Below are 14375 nucleotides of genomic sequence, written 5' to 3' on the forward strand. Positions count from 1 at the left end.
CGCATGGTCACCAGCGTCCTGTTCGATCTTGACGGTACCCTGCTTGATACTGCCGGCGACTTCATGTCGATCATCCAGGCCATGCGCGCAGCCCGGGATCTGCCTCCGGTCGACCCCGACCTGGTGCGCCCGACAGTATCCAATGGGTCGGTAGGCATGCTATGCGCCGCATTCAGCATCCAACCCGATGCCCAGGGGTTCGATGATCTGCGCGAGGATTTTCTCGAACGCTATCAACGCGACCTCGCGGTGTTTACCCGTCCCTATCCCGGCATCGAGCCGCTGCTCGACTGGCTGGACGACGAAGGCCTGCCCTGGGGCGTGGTGACCAACAAGCTGAGCCGCTTCAGCATTCCACTGCTCGAAGCCATGCAATTGTCGGAGCGTTGCCAGAGCCTGATCTGCCCCGATCAGGTAACACGCAGCAAGCCGCATCCCGAGCCGCTGTTCAAAGCCTGTATGCAGATGGGTGTAAAGCCCGACCAATCGGTGTTTGTTGGCGATCATCTGCGCGACATTCAAGCCGGTCGCGCCGCAGGTATGCCCACCGTTGCAGCCCTTTATGGTTACCTGCCCGTCGGCGACGACCCGGCGAACTGGCAGGCCACCCACAGTATTCACTCCGCCGCCGAATTACGCCCCTGGCTGGAACGGTTGCGCTCGCAGGAGACCTCTCATGTTTGATTACAACGCACCCGCCGACCTGCTGAAGGACCGTGTCATCCTTATCACAGGTGCTGGCGATGGCATTGGCCGCGCCTGCGCACTGAGCTGCGCGGCACACGGCGCTTCCGTTGTGCTGGTTGGCCGCACACTGTCGAAACTCGAAGCGGTATATGACGAGATTGAAGCAGCAGGACACCCGCAGCCGGCGATCTGTCCGCTGAATCTCGAAACGGCAGTAGAGAAGGACTTCAATGATCTCGCTGATCAGCTGTTCGATACGTTCGGCAAGCTCGACGGCCTGGTACATAACGCCGGACTGCTGGGCCCGCGCACGCCAATGGAGAGCGTTAAAACTGAAGCCTGGCTACAGCTGATGCAGGTCAACATCAACGCACCGTTCGTACTGACCAAGGCAATGATGCCCTTGCTGCGCGCAGCACCGGATGCATCGGTAGTGTTCGTTTCCTCCAGTGTCGGCCGTAAAGGCAAAGCCTATTGGGGGCCCTACGCAGTGAGCAAGTTCGCCCTTGAGGGACTGATGCAGGTGTTCGCTGACGAGCAGGATGGCACCAGTAACATTCGCGCAAACAGCGTCAATCCGGGCGCGACCCGGACCTCGATGCGCGCCGCCGCCTACCCGGGCGAACCGCCAGAAAAGAATCCGGAACCTGCCGACATCATGCCGGTGTTCCTCTATCTACTAGGCCCTGACAGCAAGACCATCAATGGTCAGGCGCTCGACGCGCAATAGCCATTATTCTGGCGCCTGCGCGCCGCTTGTAGACCCTGGCGCCGCCAGACGGCAAGAAGTTGCCGCCCGGCTTGCCGCCTCGGGCTTACTATCTCGTATCTCTTTGATAAATAAACAAAAAAAGATTAGGCACGATTCCTGCTAGTAACCGAGGAAGGTTACTAGGACCTACACACAAGGGATCCGCGATGTCATCCACTCTGGGCAACACCATCGATTTCGATTCAGCGCGCCTGAAGCTCGAGACGTCGGCAGGCGGCCACAGATTGGCCATTCCCCGACCCCGTATTACCGATCTGCCTGCACTTCAGCGGCAGCTCACCCAGGTGCTCCAGACCAGCCTTGAGCTGGACCGCGTGCTGGCTCTGTTCTTCGTCCAGCTTGCGGAGCACATGGGGCTGGATGAACTGAGCTTCAGCCACTCAGCCCGCGACATCCTCGTGCAGAACGGCACACCCGCAACGCACCGCTGCAGCTACCGGATTACCCACTCCGGGGAATATCTTGGCGATCTGCAATTCAGTCGGACGCAGCGCTTCAGCGAAGCCGAGCTGGCGCAGCTCGAAAGTCTGATGGGCACCCTGCTCTACCCATTGCGCAATGCATTGCTGTATCACGAAGCCATGCAGCGAGCGCTCAGCGACAGCCTGACGGGTGCCGGCAATCGCTTTGCCCTCCGACACGCAATGGAGCGCGAGATCCCGACGGCAGCTCGCCACGGCCGGCCCCTGGCAATGATCATCATCGACATTGATTACTTCAAGGCAATCAACGACCGCTATGGTCATGCGGGCGGCGATCTGGCACTGCAAGCCGTGGTCAAGTGCATGCAGGGCTGTCTGCGCTCGATCGATGATCTGTTCAGGTTCGGCGGAGAGGAGTTTGTTGTACTGCTGAGTGACACCGATTGTCACTCGGCGGCACTGGTAGCCGAGCGAATACGCGCTGCGATAGAAGACATGCGCTTTGAGATCAAGGCCGAGCCGCTGCGGATGACAATCAGCGTCGGGGTGGCAATGCTCAGGAATAACGAGTCAGGCGACGCGTTATTGGAACGTAGCGACCAACTGCTGTATCAAGCCAAGCAGAACGGCCGTAATTGTGTAGTCTGTTGCTAGCGTAGCGCCAAATCGCGGGGCGGCATTCGCCGCCCCGCGATGCAACAGTCTGAATCAGCTGCGTCCGTGCGGGACCTTGGTACGACGAATGGTCCGCGCCTGGTGCATCGAGGGCTTACGCGCCTGACGCTTCTGCTTTTCCTTCTCGCTGGTTTTCATTGGCGGCAATGCAACCGGCTTGAGCGCGACTTCTTCGCTAAGCGTATCAATCTCGTTCTGTTTCATCTCGCGCCAGCGGCCAACGGGCAGTTCGGCACCCAGAAATACCGGCCCGAAACGCACGCGTTTCAGACGGTTGACCCGCACGCCCTGAGACTCCCAGAGACGCCGCACTTCACGGTTACGCCCTTCCAGCAGGCACACGTGGAACCAACGGTTGATCCCTTCCCCGCCGGATGCGACCACGTCGTTGAACTTGGCCGGACCGTCCTCAAGCATAACGCCTTCCTTGAGTCGCTCGATCATCTCATCGTCCACTTCCCCCATGACCCGGACAGCGTACTCGCGGTCCATCTGGTAGGACGGATGCATGAGTCGATTGGCCAGTTCGCCATCGGTGGTGAACAGCAACAAACCAGTGGTGTTGATATCGAGTCGACCCACATTGACCCAGCGGCCCTGCTTCAAGCGCGGCAGCTGGTCGAAGACCGTCGGCCGGCCCTCGGGATCATCGCGGGTGCACACTTCGCCTTCGGGCTTGTTATAGATAAGTACGCGGCGTGACACTTCGGTGGTCAGGTCACGACGTAGAGGGCGGCCGTCAACGCTGATCTGGTCGAGACCGTCGACCCGGCAACCCAAGGTAGCCAGTTGCCCATTGACCTTGACGCGGCCAGCGGAAATCCAGCTTTCGGCTTCGCGGCGGGACGCCAGGCCCATGCGGGCGAGTACTTTCTGGAGTTTTTCCCCGGAAACGGGAATAGAGGAATTGTCTGGCTTGTCTGTCATGAGGCACCTCCCGGTGTATATCGAATAGGAAACAGAACGCGGGAGAATACCACCGCCAGGCGGTTACACGCTAGGGTCTTCCCGTTCCATCGGAACCAGTGCCGTCTTCATCAGAGCTATCGACGTGCAGGTCACTGAAGTCGGTCTTGATATTCGATTCCATTGAATTGAGCTCGTCGAGCAAAGCATGAAAGCCCGTTTCCCCGGCGGCCCCATCCAGTGGCCTCAGGGGTTCGACTGGCAGCCAGGGGGTCTGTTCGTCGGACGCAGCGCTGGATGCCTCGACGCTGGGGAGCCCGGCTTCGATCTGATCCAGGTCGCGCAGCTCCGCCAGTGCAGGCAGCTCGCTCAGACTGGTCAAGTTGAAATGGTCGAGAAACTGCCGGGTCGTCGCATACATGGCCGGACGGCCGGGCACGTCGCGGTGGCCAACAATACGCACCCATTCACGCTCCATCAGGGTTTTCACTATCTGACTGCTGACGGCGACGCCGCGAATGTCTTCAATTTCGCCCCGGGTAATGGGCTGCCGATAGGCAATCAGCGACAGCGTCTCCAGCAGCGCGCGGGAGTACCTTTGTGGCCGCTCCTCCCAGAGACGACTGACCCAGGGCGAGTATTCTTCGCGCACCTGGAGGCGCCAGCCGCTGGCAACTTCCTTGAGTTCGATAGCGCGTCCCAGATACTGCTCTTGCAGCCGTGCCAAGGCATTCTGTAATTGCCGCACACTCGGCCGCGCGGATTCATCGAACAGTTCGCGCATACGATCCAGCGACAATGGCTTGCCGGCAGCCAGCATGGCGGCTTCCAGAATATGTTCAAGCGGTGGTTGTTTCATCTTCACCTCGCGCCTTGACGTGAATGGGCGCAAACGACTCGGTTTGCACCAGCTCAACCAGCTGCTCCTTGACCAGCTCCAGCACGGCCATAAAGGTAACCACCACCCCGAGCCGCCCTTCACTGACATTGAACAGGCTGACAAAGGGCATGAATTGGCCACCGCGCAGGCGGTCCAGCACTTCAGCCATCCGCTCGCGGGTCGACAGCAGCTCGCGGGTGACCTGATGACTTTCGAACATGTCGGCGCGGCGCAGCACGTCGGACAGCGCCAACATCAGTTCCTGCATACTGACTTCCGGATGGGCTCTGGCGGACTGATAAGTCGGCGCCTCGGCGCTCGCCAGCGCGATGTCGCGACCTACCCGCGGCAGGCTGTCGATCTCCTCCGCCGCCTGCTTGAATCGCTCATATTCCTGCAACCGGCGAATCAGCTCGGCCCGCGGATCGTGGTCGTCGTCTTCCTCGTCCTTCTGCCGCGGCAATAACAGGCGCGACTTGATCTCGGCCAGCATGGCAGCCATGACCAGATATTCGGCGGCAAGCTCCAGGCGCACGACCTTCATCAGTTCGACATAGCCCATGTACTGGCGAGTAATCTCCGCGACCGGAATATCCAGGATATCGATGTTCTGTTTGCGGATCAGATAGAGCAGCAGATCGAGCGGCCCCTCAAAGGCTTCGAGAAACACTTCCAGCGCCTCGGGCGGTATATACAGATCCTGTGGCAGCTCGGTCAGTGCCTTGCCGTACACCGTAGCGAAGGGCAGCTCGTGCTGGGTGCCGGGCGCAAGCAGTACGTCGGCTGTCGCGGTGTCGGGGCGATCACCTGGAGTCGACGGCTGCTTGTGCTCCGGCACGCTCATACTATTGCCGGTACTGCAGGCCCATGGCCTGGCGCACTTCGGAGAGAGTATCGCGCGCGGCATCCCGGGCTCGCTCGGTGCCCTCACTGATGATCAGCCGAACCGCATCGGGATTGGATTCGTACTCAGTGGCGCGCTGCTGCATCGGACCCAGCTCAGCGGCAATGGCGTCAATCACCGGCTGCTTGCATTCAAGGCAGCCGATGCCGGCACTGCGACATCCTTTCTGCACCCAGTCGCGGGTCGAATCATTGCTGTATACCTTATGAAACTCATACAGCGGGCAGACATCGGGGTTGCCCGGATCGTTGCGCCGCACCCGCGCCGGATCGGTCGGCATACGCCGAATCTTTTCCGCGATCTCGTCAGTCGTATCGCGCAGCGTGATGGTATTGCCGTAGGACTTGGACATCTTGTGCCCATCCAGCCCCGGCATTTTCGAATCCGGCGTCAACAGCTCCTGCGGCTCGGTAAGGATGACCTTGCCGCCCCCTTCCAGATAGCCGAACAACCGCTCCTTGTCGCCAAGGGTGATGTTCTGCTGCTCCTTGAGCAGCGCGCGCGCGGTTTCCAGGGCTTCGGTATCGCCCTGCTCCTGATAGGCCCGGCGCAGGTTGCCGTATAGCCTGGCCGCCTTCTTGCCCATCTTGTGGACGGCCGCCTCGGCTTTTTCGGCGAAGCCGACTTCCTTGCCGTACAGATGATTGAACCGTCGTGCGACCTCACGGGTAAATTCGACATGCGAGACCTGATCGGCACCCACCGGCACCTGGCCGGCGCGGTAGATCAGAATGTCTGCGCTTTGCAACAAGGGGTAACCCAGAAATCCATAGGTGGCCAGATCCAGATCGCGCAGTCTTTCCTGCTGATCCTTGTAGGTCGGAACCCGTTCGAGCCAGCTCACCGGCGTCACCATCGACAGCAAAAGGTGTAGCTCGGCGTGCTCCGGGACCTGTGATTGAACGAACAGGGTCGCCGAGTTTCCGCTGACGCCCGCCGCCAGCCAGTCAACCATCATGTCCCAGATACTCTGCTCGATATCCCGCGGCGTTTCGTAATGGGTCGTCAGAGCGTGCCAGTCAGCAGCGAAGAAGAAGCACTCGTACTCATGCTGAAGCTTGACCCAGTTTTTCAGAACGCCGTGATAGTGACCAAGGTGCAAGCGTCCGGTGGGACGCATACCAGACAACACGCGGCGCTGGGATTCAACAGAACTCAAGGGGAACTCCTGATAGGGAATGGAATGTGATGCTGTCGGGGACGCTCATTCGAAACCGCGGCTGCCGCCGAAGGGCTCAGGGTCGCCGAGCCCCACCCGACGCACTTCAATATCACCATCGAGCAGACCGACTACGGTGGTCGGCTCAACCGTGCAGGCACCGCCATCAATAATCAGATCGAGCTGCTTGCCAAGGCGATCACGGATCATCTCCGGATCAGTCAGCGGCAGGTTATCTCCCGGCATCATCAGGGTCACGCTCATCAGCGGCTCGCCGAGGTCTTCGAGCAGTGCCAAAGTGATGCGGTGATCCGGGATGCGCAACCCGATGGTGCGCCGCTTGGGATGCAGTAGCCTGCGCGGCACCTCGTTGGTGGCATTCAGGATGAAGGTATAAGGACCTGGCGTATTCGCTTTCAACAGGCGAAATACCGCGTTGTCGACTTTTGCATAGACGCCGAGTTCCGAGAGATCCCGGCACACCAGGGTAAAGTTGTGCTTGTCGTCCAACTGGCGGAGACGGCGAATACGCTCCAGCGCATCCTTGTCGCCCAGGTGGCAGCCCAACGCGTAGGCAGAATCGGTGGGATAGGCAATCACCCCGCCCTGACGAATGATTTCAGCCGCCTGGCGCACCAGTCTGACCTGCGGATTCTCTGGATGAATCTGGAAATACTGGCTCACGGTCCGGTCCTGTGCTGTTGTTGTGTCGGGAGCTTCTGGGCTGACATGCAAGCGATTCAGCGTCAGCTGCCCAGGCGAAATTCAGCTCCCTGGGTATTCTGGCTGCATTTTAGCGGCAAAACTGCGGGTCAGCCCATACTGGTGTGCACTCGGGCGGCATTGCCGTCATCCTGCCGAGCGCCATCCAGGGCGAATCCGGGTGATGGAAGTCACTGCCGCAACTGGCAAAGAACCCGAATTCGACGCTCAATTTGGCCAGATAGGCGACCTGTTCAGGCGGCTGCTTGCCGTTGACGACTTCAATGCCCCGGCCACCGGCCTCGGCAAAATCACGCAGCAGGCGACGCAGGCGCGAGCGGGTAAAGCCGTAGTGCCAGGGATGCGCCATGACAGCCACACCACCTGCGTCGCGCAGGGGTTGAATCGCCTCGGCCAGTTCCGGCCAGTGTTGCTTGATATCGCCCAGCTTGCCGGCCCCGAGCCATTTGCGAAAGGCTTCGGAACGGTCGCGTACATGCCCAGCGTTGACCATCCAATCGGCAAAATGCGGCCGGGCTGGCGGGCTGTGTAACTCTGCCCCTGCACTGCGCTGCACGGCCAATGCCCCTTCCAGGGCGCCCGGCATATTCTTGCCAGCCAGGCGCTGGGCAATCTGCTCGGCGCGCCGCCAGCGACCTTCCTGGACCTTGTTGATAGCCTCCACCAGCCCCGGCTCCTGCGGGTCAAAGCCGTAACCCAGAACGTGCAAGGTATGGCCCTGCCACTGGGCAGACAGCTCTACTCCCGAAACCCACTGCATGCCCAGAGACTGAGCGGTGGATTGCGCGGTTTGCTGGCCGTCCAGACAGTCGTGATCAGTCAAGGCAATCAGCTCGACGCCGGACGCCGCCGCCTGGCGCATAAGCTCGGCGGGCGTCAGACTGCCATCAGAAGCGGTACTGTGCATGTGCAGGTCAGCTAGCAAATCAATCTCCGGTGCAGATAATATGGGACTATTATGCGGCCCGGACGCTGACAACGCCTAATGTAATGGCATAAGTTAGCCTTCTTTGAAATCAAGCAGGGACCATTCATGTTCTACGCCATACTCGCCAGCGATTATCCAGGAACACTTGAGGCTCGCCTCACTGCTCGGCCCGCTCACCTTGAGCGACTGCAGCAATTGCAGGCTGGCGGTCGACTGCTGGTTGCCGGTCCACATCCGGCAATCGACTCGAATGATCCGGGCCCGGCCGGCTTTACCGGTAGTCTGGTTATCGCCGAGTTCGAATCGCTGGAGGCTGCCCAGGCGTGGGCCAACGACGACCCCTACGTGAGTGCCGGCGTGTACCAGCACGTGACCGTCAAACCATTCAAACCCGTATTGCCGGCCTGACAAGGAGTCTGACATGCCGAGATTTTTCTCTGGTGCACTATTGCTGTGCTGCCTCTCGTTCCCCGCTGTGGTGTGCGCGCAGGAGGTAACCGAGGTTGATGAAACCGAAGCAGCCACCAGCGAGCAGGACCTGGGCGTACTGCAGGCCGAGCTGGCCCGTATCGAAGCCGAGCGCCAGCGTCTGGCCGATGAACTGGCAACGGGCGCTCACCAACAGCTTGAACAACTGGAGCAGGAAAACCAGGCGTTGCGGGCCGCGCGGGACGAGGCGGATCTGCAGGCTGTTGTGCTGATGGAAGAACAGCGCCAGAAGTGGTTTCTGATTGGTGGCGCCACCGTAGCCGGCAGCCTGCTGCTCGGATTTCTGGCGGGCAAGGTCGGCGGAGGCCGCCGACGCAAAGAGTGGTTGAATTGAGCGAACACGCGATCCTGATCATCGACGACGACAAGGAGCTTTGCGAGTTGTTGGTCGACTGGTTGTCAGCTGAGGGATTTCAGCTGACATGCGCCCATGATGGGCCCGGCGGCCTCGACATGGCGCGCAGCCAGTCCTTCGAAGCGATCATTCTGGACGTGATGCTGCCCGGCATGACTGGGCTTGAGGTGTTGCGTGCGCTACGCCAGAGCTGCAACACCCCGCTACTGATGCTCAGCGCCCGGGGCGAACCGGTTGACCGCATACTCGGGCTGGAACTGGGCGCCGACGATTATCTTCCCAAGCCCTGCGATCCGCGGGAGCTGGTCGCACGGCTGCGCGCGCTGCTGCGGCGTAGCCAGGCCGTGGCACCCGAAAACACCAGCATCCAGGCCGATGATATCCGCCTCGACATCGACACGCTCATGGCCTGGCAGAACGATCAGCCCCTGCCGCTGACCCAGACCGAAGCGCTCATCCTGCGCACACTACTTGAACGCAGCGGGCAGCTGATTGATCGCCAGACCCTCTCGCGCGAGACCCTCGGCAAGCCCCTCGGACCCTATGATCGCAGCCTGGATATGCATATGAGCAATCTGCGCCGCAAGCTCGGCATGCACCCGGACGGCCGCCCCCGTATCCAGTCGATCCGTGGACGCGGTTACCTGTACAGCTGAATCATGCCCACCGATTAATTTTTCTTTACACATCCTTTACCCACCCCGGGGCCTGGCTGACACCTTATCTCCTACACTTGTTCTACCGGCCACCTGGCCATTAACCGAATCGGGAGATAGATCCATGAGAAATTTACTGATTGCCAGCGTCACCGCCATTACCCTCGGCCTGTCCGGCTCAGTGTTTGCCGCTCAGCACAAGGGTGGCGGCGAGCACAAAGATCGCTATATGGACCGGCTGACCGAAGAGCTGGATTTGTCTGCGGAGCAACAAGAGCAGTTCCGTGAAATCAAGAAAGAGCAGATGGAAAAGCATCGCGAGATTCACGAGGAATCCAAGGAGCGTATGGACGAAGTGTTGGATGAAGAACAGCGTGAACGCTTCGACGAGTTCCACGAGAAAAACCGCGACAAAATGATGAAAAACTACGGCGACAAAAAATCCATGAAGTCGGAGAACAACTAAGTCAATGCGGCTGTTCTGGAAAGTCTTTGCTGTACTCTGGATCGCTACTTTACTGGTCGGAGGTTCGGGATTTCTGGTCAGCCGCGCACTGCAGCAGGACTGGCTCCTGCTGCAGTTTCATCCGCAACTTCGTGACTTTTCCGAACAACTGATCGACACCTACGAAGAACAAGGGCCTGCTGCTGCGCAGCGCTGGCTCGAATCGCAGCGTCAGGAACACCGCCTGCGCGCGCAACTGTATGACGACCAGGGGATCAGCCTGCTTACCGGGACGCTGCCTTCGCTCCCCCGTTTCGAGACGTCGCTGCCAGGACAGCAACCGCCGGCACGCTTCCGCCACGGTCGCGTGTTTCAACTGGCCTGGACCTCGGATATCGCCGATTACCAACTGACCCTCAATATTCCCGCGCCCGAATTATTTCGCTGGCAACGTACACCCTTTGCCCTGATCGCCAATATCACTCTGGCAATGGCCGTGCTGGCAATGATCAGCCTGGCGCTCAGCCGCTATCTGACAGCCCCGTTGCGGCGCCTGGGTCAGGCAGCGCAGGAACTGGCCAAAGGGCGATTTGACGCTCGCACGCTGGAACATATCGGCCAGCGCCGGGACGAAATTGGCGAGCTGTCCCGGCGTTTCCAGAGCATGGGCGAACGCGTCCAGAGCCTGCTCGACAGCCAGCGTCAGCTGATGCGCGATATATCCCATGAACTGCGCTCGCCACTGGCCCGCATGCGTATCGCACTGGCTATCGGCAGTAAACAGGAACTGCGTCCTGATGATCCGCTGTGGCAGCGGCTGGACAAGGAATGCACGCGGGTCGACCGACTGATCGACGACATCCTGACGTTGAGCCGCCTGGATACGCAGGATCTGCCCGCGGAGCAGTTTGATCTCGACCAGATGGTCAGCGATGTCGTGGAAGATGCACGTTTCGCCGCGCATGGTCAGCAGACGCTGGAGATCGACGGACACACCCAGGCGACATTGCGCGGCTGGCGAGAACAACTGTCAGCGGCGCTGGACAACTTGCTGCGCAACGCGCTGCGTTTTTCGCCCGCCGATGGCGTCATCCGCGTGCGGCTGGAGACAACCGCGCACAGCTATCGCATCAGAGTCGAGGATCAGGGCCCGGGCGTCTCCGATGAATGGATATCGCAATTGGGCGAGCCCTTCGTGCGAGTGCCCGATCAACCCGCCGACAGCGGGCACGGCCTGGGACTGGCCATCGCTCGACGAGCCGTTGCCCGGCACGCCGGCACGTTATCGTTCAGCAGCACCGAGAGCGGCGGATTCGCAGCGGTCATCGAGCTCGACAAGAGCCAGCCGAGCTAGCTCGGCGGCCAACTCTGGAAGAAGTCGGCCACCTCGAGTGACGGAACAGGCTTGCGCATGCCAGCGGGATGCCCGACATACAGAAAGGCGCCAATGAACTCATTGTCCGCCAGACCCAGGCCCTGCCGCACGATGGGATCATAGGCCAGATCACCCGTTCGCCACACCGCTCCCAACCCCAACGCATGTGCAGCAATCAGCATGTTGCCAACCGCCACCGCACAGGACATTTCCTGTTCGATAAGCGGCACCTTCGGGTGCTCAATGTGGCGGCCGATGGCAATGATCATCAGTGGCGCGCGCAGCGGCAGCCCCTGATAGCGCGCCAGGGTATCTGGCGAAAGATCCTGGGTCTGCGCCAGCGCTGCACGGCCAAACAGCTCACCCAGACGCTCAAGCCCTTCGCCTTCCACCACCAGGAATCGCCAGGGACGCAAATAGGCGTGATCGGGAGCGCGCAGGGCTGCCTTGAACAGAGCCTCACGTTGCGCAGCGGTCGGAGCCGGACCGATCAGACGGGGTACCGATACTCGCTCATGCAGGGCCTGAAGCGCGTCCATCAATTCTTCACCTCATTGTGGTTGGTGGGCCAGCGGAAGACCCTGATCATTGAAGCCTGACTGGCATTTGCCTTCAGGGCTCAGTTACGGCCAGTTGCCGGGCACGGTACTGCCCCGGCGGCATATCGAACCAACGTTTGAAGGCTCGAAAGAAATTGCTCGGATCAGCAAATCCGAGCAAATAGGCGATTTCCAGCAAGGTCAGATCCAGCTGGGACAGGTATTGCCGGGCCAGCTCGCGGCGCGTTTCATCCAGCAACTGCTGGAAGCTGGTGCCCTCCTCCTGCAATCGACGCTGCAGTGTGCGCGTACTGACGTGCAGCGCATCAGCCACTGCCTGACGTTTCGGCTCGCCCTGTGGCAACAGCCGGCACAGGATCTGGCGCGCCTGATGCTTCACGTGCGACTCCTCGAAGCGCGCCAGATACTCATTGGCTAGCCGATCGTGAACCCGCGCCAGTTGTGGATTGGCGGTCGCCAGCGGCCACTCGATCAACTCGCGGGAAAAGCTCAGACTGTAACAATCGGCGCCGAATTCCAGTGGGCAGCCGAACACTCGCTGATAGGCGGTAATATCGGCTGGTTCGGGATAGGCAAAACGCGCCTTCAACGGAAAGATGTCTCGTCCGGTCATCCAGCGGCAGAACGCCAGCGCGTACGCCAGGGCTGCGTCATGACTCTGCGCAGACACGGGTAAGCGGTCACCATGAATGGAAACCACCAGCGCGTAATGATCAGGCCTGACCTGCAGGTCAAGATCAGCCGCCTCACCGATGATCCGCTGATAACGCACCAGCCTGCCGAATCCTTCGCGCAAATTGCGGCTGGACATCAATGCATAACCGACCACATTGAAATGCGCCGGTCGAACTACCTTCGCCATGTTGAGGCCGATGGCAGGATCCCCTGAACGGGACACTGCCAGCTGCCACATACGGGTCATCTGATCCTGCGGAATCCGCGCGTCGGGGTCCTCAAGGAGGGCACTATCGAGCCCCAGCTCTGAAAGCAGGCTGCGGCCATCGACACCTCCTTCCTGCAACGCATCGACGATTGCATGGGCCCAGCTCGACGATGTGGTTCGTTCAGCAGTCGGCATGTTGCTCCTGATCAGACAGCTCGAGGAAGGATCCTGAACAGCGCAATCCTGGTGATAGCGTCTGAGTGAAAACCGGACCAAGGGCAGAGCTTTGGCCCGAACGGTCATGTAACACGCACACTCACGCCGCTAGACTTGTAATATCGCTGGCACGCCCGTGCACACAAAAAGAGACAGCACCATGCAACCATCGCACACTACTCCATCCGCAGAAGGCAAGCATTTCAACTCCTTTGCCGAGTTCTACCCGTTTTATCTCAGCGAGCATCGTAACGACACCAGCCGTCGCCTGCACTACGTTGGCAGTCTACTGGTCCTTGCCGTTTTGATCTATGCGCTACTGAGCGGGCGCTGGGGCTTGCTCCTGCTGCTACCGGTTGCCGGTTACGGCTTTGCCTGGGTGGGACACTTCTTCTTCGAGAAGAACAAACCGGCTTCCTTTCAGCATCCGCTCTACAGTTTCATGGGCGACTGGGTAATGCTGCGCGACGCCCTGACTGGACGCATTCGTTTCTAAGGATTGTCTACATCGCGACAGTCCGGCCAGCCTTCCGGACCTATGATCGGGAAAACCGAACTGCGGAGAGTCTCCAAATGAGTGAACAACGCGCCACCTTTCGCACCATGCAAGAGGGTACAGCTGAAGACTGGAACCTCATTTCCGGCCACTTCAGATCCTTCGCCCGCGAGCTGCCGGACCGGATCATGGCGCATCTGAAACTGCTCGATGGCGACTTTGGTGGCTTTCCGATTGACCGTCTCGAGCATTCGTTGCAGACCGCCACCCGCGCGCACCGTGACGGGCGCGATGAAGAATACGTTGTCTGCGCCCTGCTGCACGATATCGGCGACACGCTGGGCTCGTTCAATCATCCGGATATAGCTGCTGCCATCCTCAAGCCCTTCGTCTCCGAGGAGAACCTCTGGATGGTCGAAAAGCATGGCGTCTTTCAGGGGTATTACTTCTTCCACCACCTGGGCATGGACCGGCATCTGCGGGACCAGTTCAAGGATCATCCGCTGTACCAGCGCACCGCTGAATTCTGCGCACTGTATGACGCGCCGGCATTTGACCCGGATTATACGAGCGAACCGCTGGCGTTCTTTGAACCCATGCTCCGCCGCGTTTTTGCCCGACCGCGCCAGTCCATTTATAAAACCGAGAGCGCGGCGTCCTGAGCGTCTGAACAGACGACAGCAAGCCCGCCCTTCCCCGATCGCGTCAAAGGCTTTCAACCGAGACAGTTGCATATTATGATCCGCTTGGGATTCTCCCCTGGGTTGATCAGCCGGGACATGGCCCGCATTCGAGCGGGCGCGTCTCGATAACAACGATCAGCCACGGCCGTCGTAATGGCCAA

General features: G+C 60.1%; 17 protein-coding genes and 1 pseudogene. 10 read left to right on the plus strand and 8 right to left on the minus strand.

All coding sequences use genetic code 11. The features are described from left to right. The first annotated feature begins 3 nt into the window (after nt 1-3). The 3 genes from FHK95_RS04725 to FHK95_RS04735 all read left to right on the plus strand — a co-directional run bounded on the left by FHK95_RS04725 (nt 4) and on the right by FHK95_RS04735 (nt 2535). A complete protein-coding gene (locus FHK95_RS04725) occupies nt 4-684 on the plus strand; it encodes an HAD-IA family hydrolase (protein WP_150303457.1) in 681 nt (226 codons plus the stop codon). Next, complete coding sequence (locus FHK95_RS04730) at nt 677-1417, plus strand: YciK family oxidoreductase (RefSeq protein ID WP_150303458.1); 741 nt, start codon at nt 677-679, stop codon at nt 1415-1417. The genes FHK95_RS04725 and FHK95_RS04730 overlap by 8 nt, the downstream gene beginning before the upstream one ends. 188 nt (nt 1418-1605) lie before the next feature. Beyond that, nucleotides 1606-2535 carry a GGDEF domain-containing protein gene (locus FHK95_RS04735; RefSeq protein ID WP_150303459.1) on the plus strand — a complete coding sequence of 310 codons (930 nt, stop codon included), beginning with the start codon at nt 1606-1608 and terminating at the stop codon, nt 2533-2535. A 72-nt stretch (nt 2536-2607) separates the two neighbouring features. Here the strand turns inward: FHK95_RS04735 and rluB are convergent. The 6 genes and pseudogenes from rluB to FHK95_RS04765 all read right to left on the minus strand — a co-directional run. Beyond that, nucleotides 2608-3483: pseudogene (gene rluB / locus FHK95_RS04740) on the minus strand (23S rRNA pseudouridine(2605) synthase RluB); the annotation flags it as partial. Between the two features lie 70 nt (nt 3484-3553). Next, entirely contained in the window at nt 3554-4321 is a 768-nt protein-coding gene (gene scpB / locus FHK95_RS04745; RefSeq protein ID WP_150303461.1) for an SMC-Scp complex subunit ScpB, read from the minus strand. After that, nucleotides 4302-5186 (minus strand): segregation and condensation protein A, encoded by an 885-nt coding sequence (locus FHK95_RS04750; protein WP_150303462.1) that lies wholly within the window; start codon nt 5184-5186, stop codon nt 4302-4304. Before FHK95_RS04750 ends, scpB begins: the two co-directional genes overlap by 20 nt. Before the next feature lies 1 nt (nt 5187). After that, nucleotides 5188-6405 (minus strand): tryptophan--tRNA ligase, encoded by a 1218-nt coding sequence (locus FHK95_RS04755; protein ID WP_178114712.1) that lies wholly within the window; start codon nt 6403-6405, stop codon nt 5188-5190. Nucleotides 6406-6450: 45 nt separating this feature from the next. Further along, entirely contained in the window at nt 6451-7089 is a 639-nt protein-coding gene (locus FHK95_RS04760; protein WP_150303463.1) for an L-threonylcarbamoyladenylate synthase, read from the minus strand. Nucleotides 7090-7198: 109 nt separating this feature from the next. Then, the gene (locus FHK95_RS04765) at nt 7199-8053 is read right to left on the minus strand and encodes a PHP domain-containing protein (RefSeq protein WP_150303464.1); all 855 of its coding nucleotides are present in this window, start codon (nt 8051-8053) and stop codon (nt 7199-7201) included. 108 nt (nt 8054-8161) lie between these two features. Between FHK95_RS04765 and FHK95_RS04770 the strand changes: the two genes are divergently transcribed. The 5 genes from FHK95_RS04770 (at nt 8162) to FHK95_RS04790 (ending at nt 11355) form a co-directional block, all read left to right on the plus strand. After that, entirely contained in the window at nt 8162-8464 is a 303-nt protein-coding gene (locus tag FHK95_RS04770) for a YciI family protein (protein ID WP_150303465.1), read from the plus strand. A 13-nt stretch (nt 8465-8477) separates the two neighbouring features. Continuing rightward, a complete protein-coding gene (locus FHK95_RS04775) occupies nt 8478-8879 on the plus strand; it encodes a hypothetical protein (protein WP_150303466.1) in 402 nt (133 codons plus the stop codon). Then, nucleotides 8876-9556, plus strand: a complete 681-nt coding sequence (locus tag FHK95_RS04780) for a response regulator transcription factor (protein WP_150303467.1) — start codon at nt 8876-8878, stop codon at nt 9554-9556. Before FHK95_RS04775 ends, FHK95_RS04780 begins: the two co-directional genes overlap by 4 nt. Before the next feature lie 124 nt (nt 9557-9680). Continuing rightward, nucleotides 9681-10022, plus strand: a complete 342-nt coding sequence (locus FHK95_RS04785) for a Spy/CpxP family protein refolding chaperone (RefSeq protein ID WP_150303468.1) — start codon at nt 9681-9683, stop codon at nt 10020-10022. A gap of 4 nt (nt 10023-10026) precedes the next feature. Beyond that, nucleotides 10027-11355 (plus strand): HAMP domain-containing sensor histidine kinase, encoded by a 1329-nt coding sequence (locus FHK95_RS04790; RefSeq protein WP_150303469.1) that lies wholly within the window; start codon nt 10027-10029, stop codon nt 11353-11355. Here FHK95_RS04790 and FHK95_RS04795 read toward each other — a convergent pair. Then, entirely contained in the window at nt 11352-11915 is a 564-nt protein-coding gene (locus FHK95_RS04795; protein WP_150303470.1) for a nitroreductase family protein, read from the minus strand. The genes FHK95_RS04790 and FHK95_RS04795 overlap by 4 nt on opposite strands. 73 nt (nt 11916-11988) lie before the next feature. Continuing rightward, nucleotides 11989-13014 (minus strand): AraC family transcriptional regulator, encoded by a 1026-nt coding sequence (locus FHK95_RS04800; protein WP_150303471.1) that lies wholly within the window; start codon nt 13012-13014, stop codon nt 11989-11991. Nucleotides 13015-13195: 181 nt separating this feature from the next. On the opposite strand from FHK95_RS04800, the gene FHK95_RS04805 reads away from it, so the two are divergent. Together FHK95_RS04805 and FHK95_RS04810 are read left to right on the plus strand one after the other, a co-directional pair. Continuing rightward, nucleotides 13196-13531 (plus strand): Mpo1-like protein, encoded by a 336-nt coding sequence (locus FHK95_RS04805; RefSeq protein ID WP_150303472.1) that lies wholly within the window; start codon nt 13196-13198, stop codon nt 13529-13531. A 77-nt stretch (nt 13532-13608) separates the two neighbouring features. Then, nucleotides 13609-14193: an HD domain-containing protein gene (locus FHK95_RS04810; protein ID WP_150303473.1), complete on the plus strand. Its 585-nt coding sequence runs from the start codon at nt 13609-13611 to the stop codon at nt 14191-14193. Nucleotides 14194-14375: the final 182 nt, after the last annotated feature.

The organism is Pseudomonas saliphila (assembly GCF_008638345.1).
Taxonomy (GTDB): domain Bacteria; phylum Pseudomonadota; class Gammaproteobacteria; order Pseudomonadales; family Pseudomonadaceae; genus Halopseudomonas; species Halopseudomonas saliphila.

What these genes read in the sequence shown, in the direction of transcription:
- FHK95_RS04725 (WP_150303457.1), top strand. Translation starts at nt 4, where the DNA reads ATGGTCACCAGCGTCCTGTTCGATCTTGACGGTACCCTGCTTGATACT.
- FHK95_RS04730 (WP_150303458.1), top strand. Translation starts at nt 677, where the DNA reads ATGTTTGATTACAACGCACCCGCCGACCTGCTGAAGGACCGTGTCATC.
- FHK95_RS04735 (WP_150303459.1), top strand. Translation starts at nt 1,606, where the DNA reads ATGTCATCCACTCTGGGCAACACCATCGATTTCGATTCAGCGCGCCTG.
- scpB (WP_150303461.1), bottom strand. Translation starts at nt 4,321, where the DNA reads ATGAAACAACCACCGCTTGAACATATTCTGGAAGCCGCCATGCTGGCT.
- FHK95_RS04750 (WP_150303462.1), bottom strand. Translation starts at nt 5,186, where the DNA reads ATGAGCGTGCCGGAGCACAAGCAGCCGTCGACTCCAGGTGATCGCCCC.
- FHK95_RS04770 (WP_150303465.1), top strand. Translation starts at nt 8,162, where the DNA reads ATGTTCTACGCCATACTCGCCAGCGATTATCCAGGAACACTTGAGGCT.
- FHK95_RS04775 (WP_150303466.1), top strand. Translation starts at nt 8,478, where the DNA reads ATGCCGAGATTTTTCTCTGGTGCACTATTGCTGTGCTGCCTCTCGTTC.
- FHK95_RS04785 (WP_150303468.1), top strand. Translation starts at nt 9,681, where the DNA reads ATGAGAAATTTACTGATTGCCAGCGTCACCGCCATTACCCTCGGCCTG.
- FHK95_RS04790 (WP_150303469.1), top strand. Translation starts at nt 10,027, where the DNA reads ATGCGGCTGTTCTGGAAAGTCTTTGCTGTACTCTGGATCGCTACTTTA.
- FHK95_RS04795 (WP_150303470.1), bottom strand. Translation starts at nt 11,915, where the DNA reads ATGGACGCGCTTCAGGCCCTGCATGAGCGAGTATCGGTACCCCGTCTG.
- FHK95_RS04800 (WP_150303471.1), bottom strand. Translation starts at nt 13,014, where the DNA reads ATGCCGACTGCTGAACGAACCACATCGTCGAGCTGGGCCCATGCAATC.
- FHK95_RS04805 (WP_150303472.1), top strand. Translation starts at nt 13,196, where the DNA reads ATGCAACCATCGCACACTACTCCATCCGCAGAAGGCAAGCATTTCAAC.
- FHK95_RS04810 (WP_150303473.1), top strand. Translation starts at nt 13,609, where the DNA reads ATGAGTGAACAACGCGCCACCTTTCGCACCATGCAAGAGGGTACAGCT.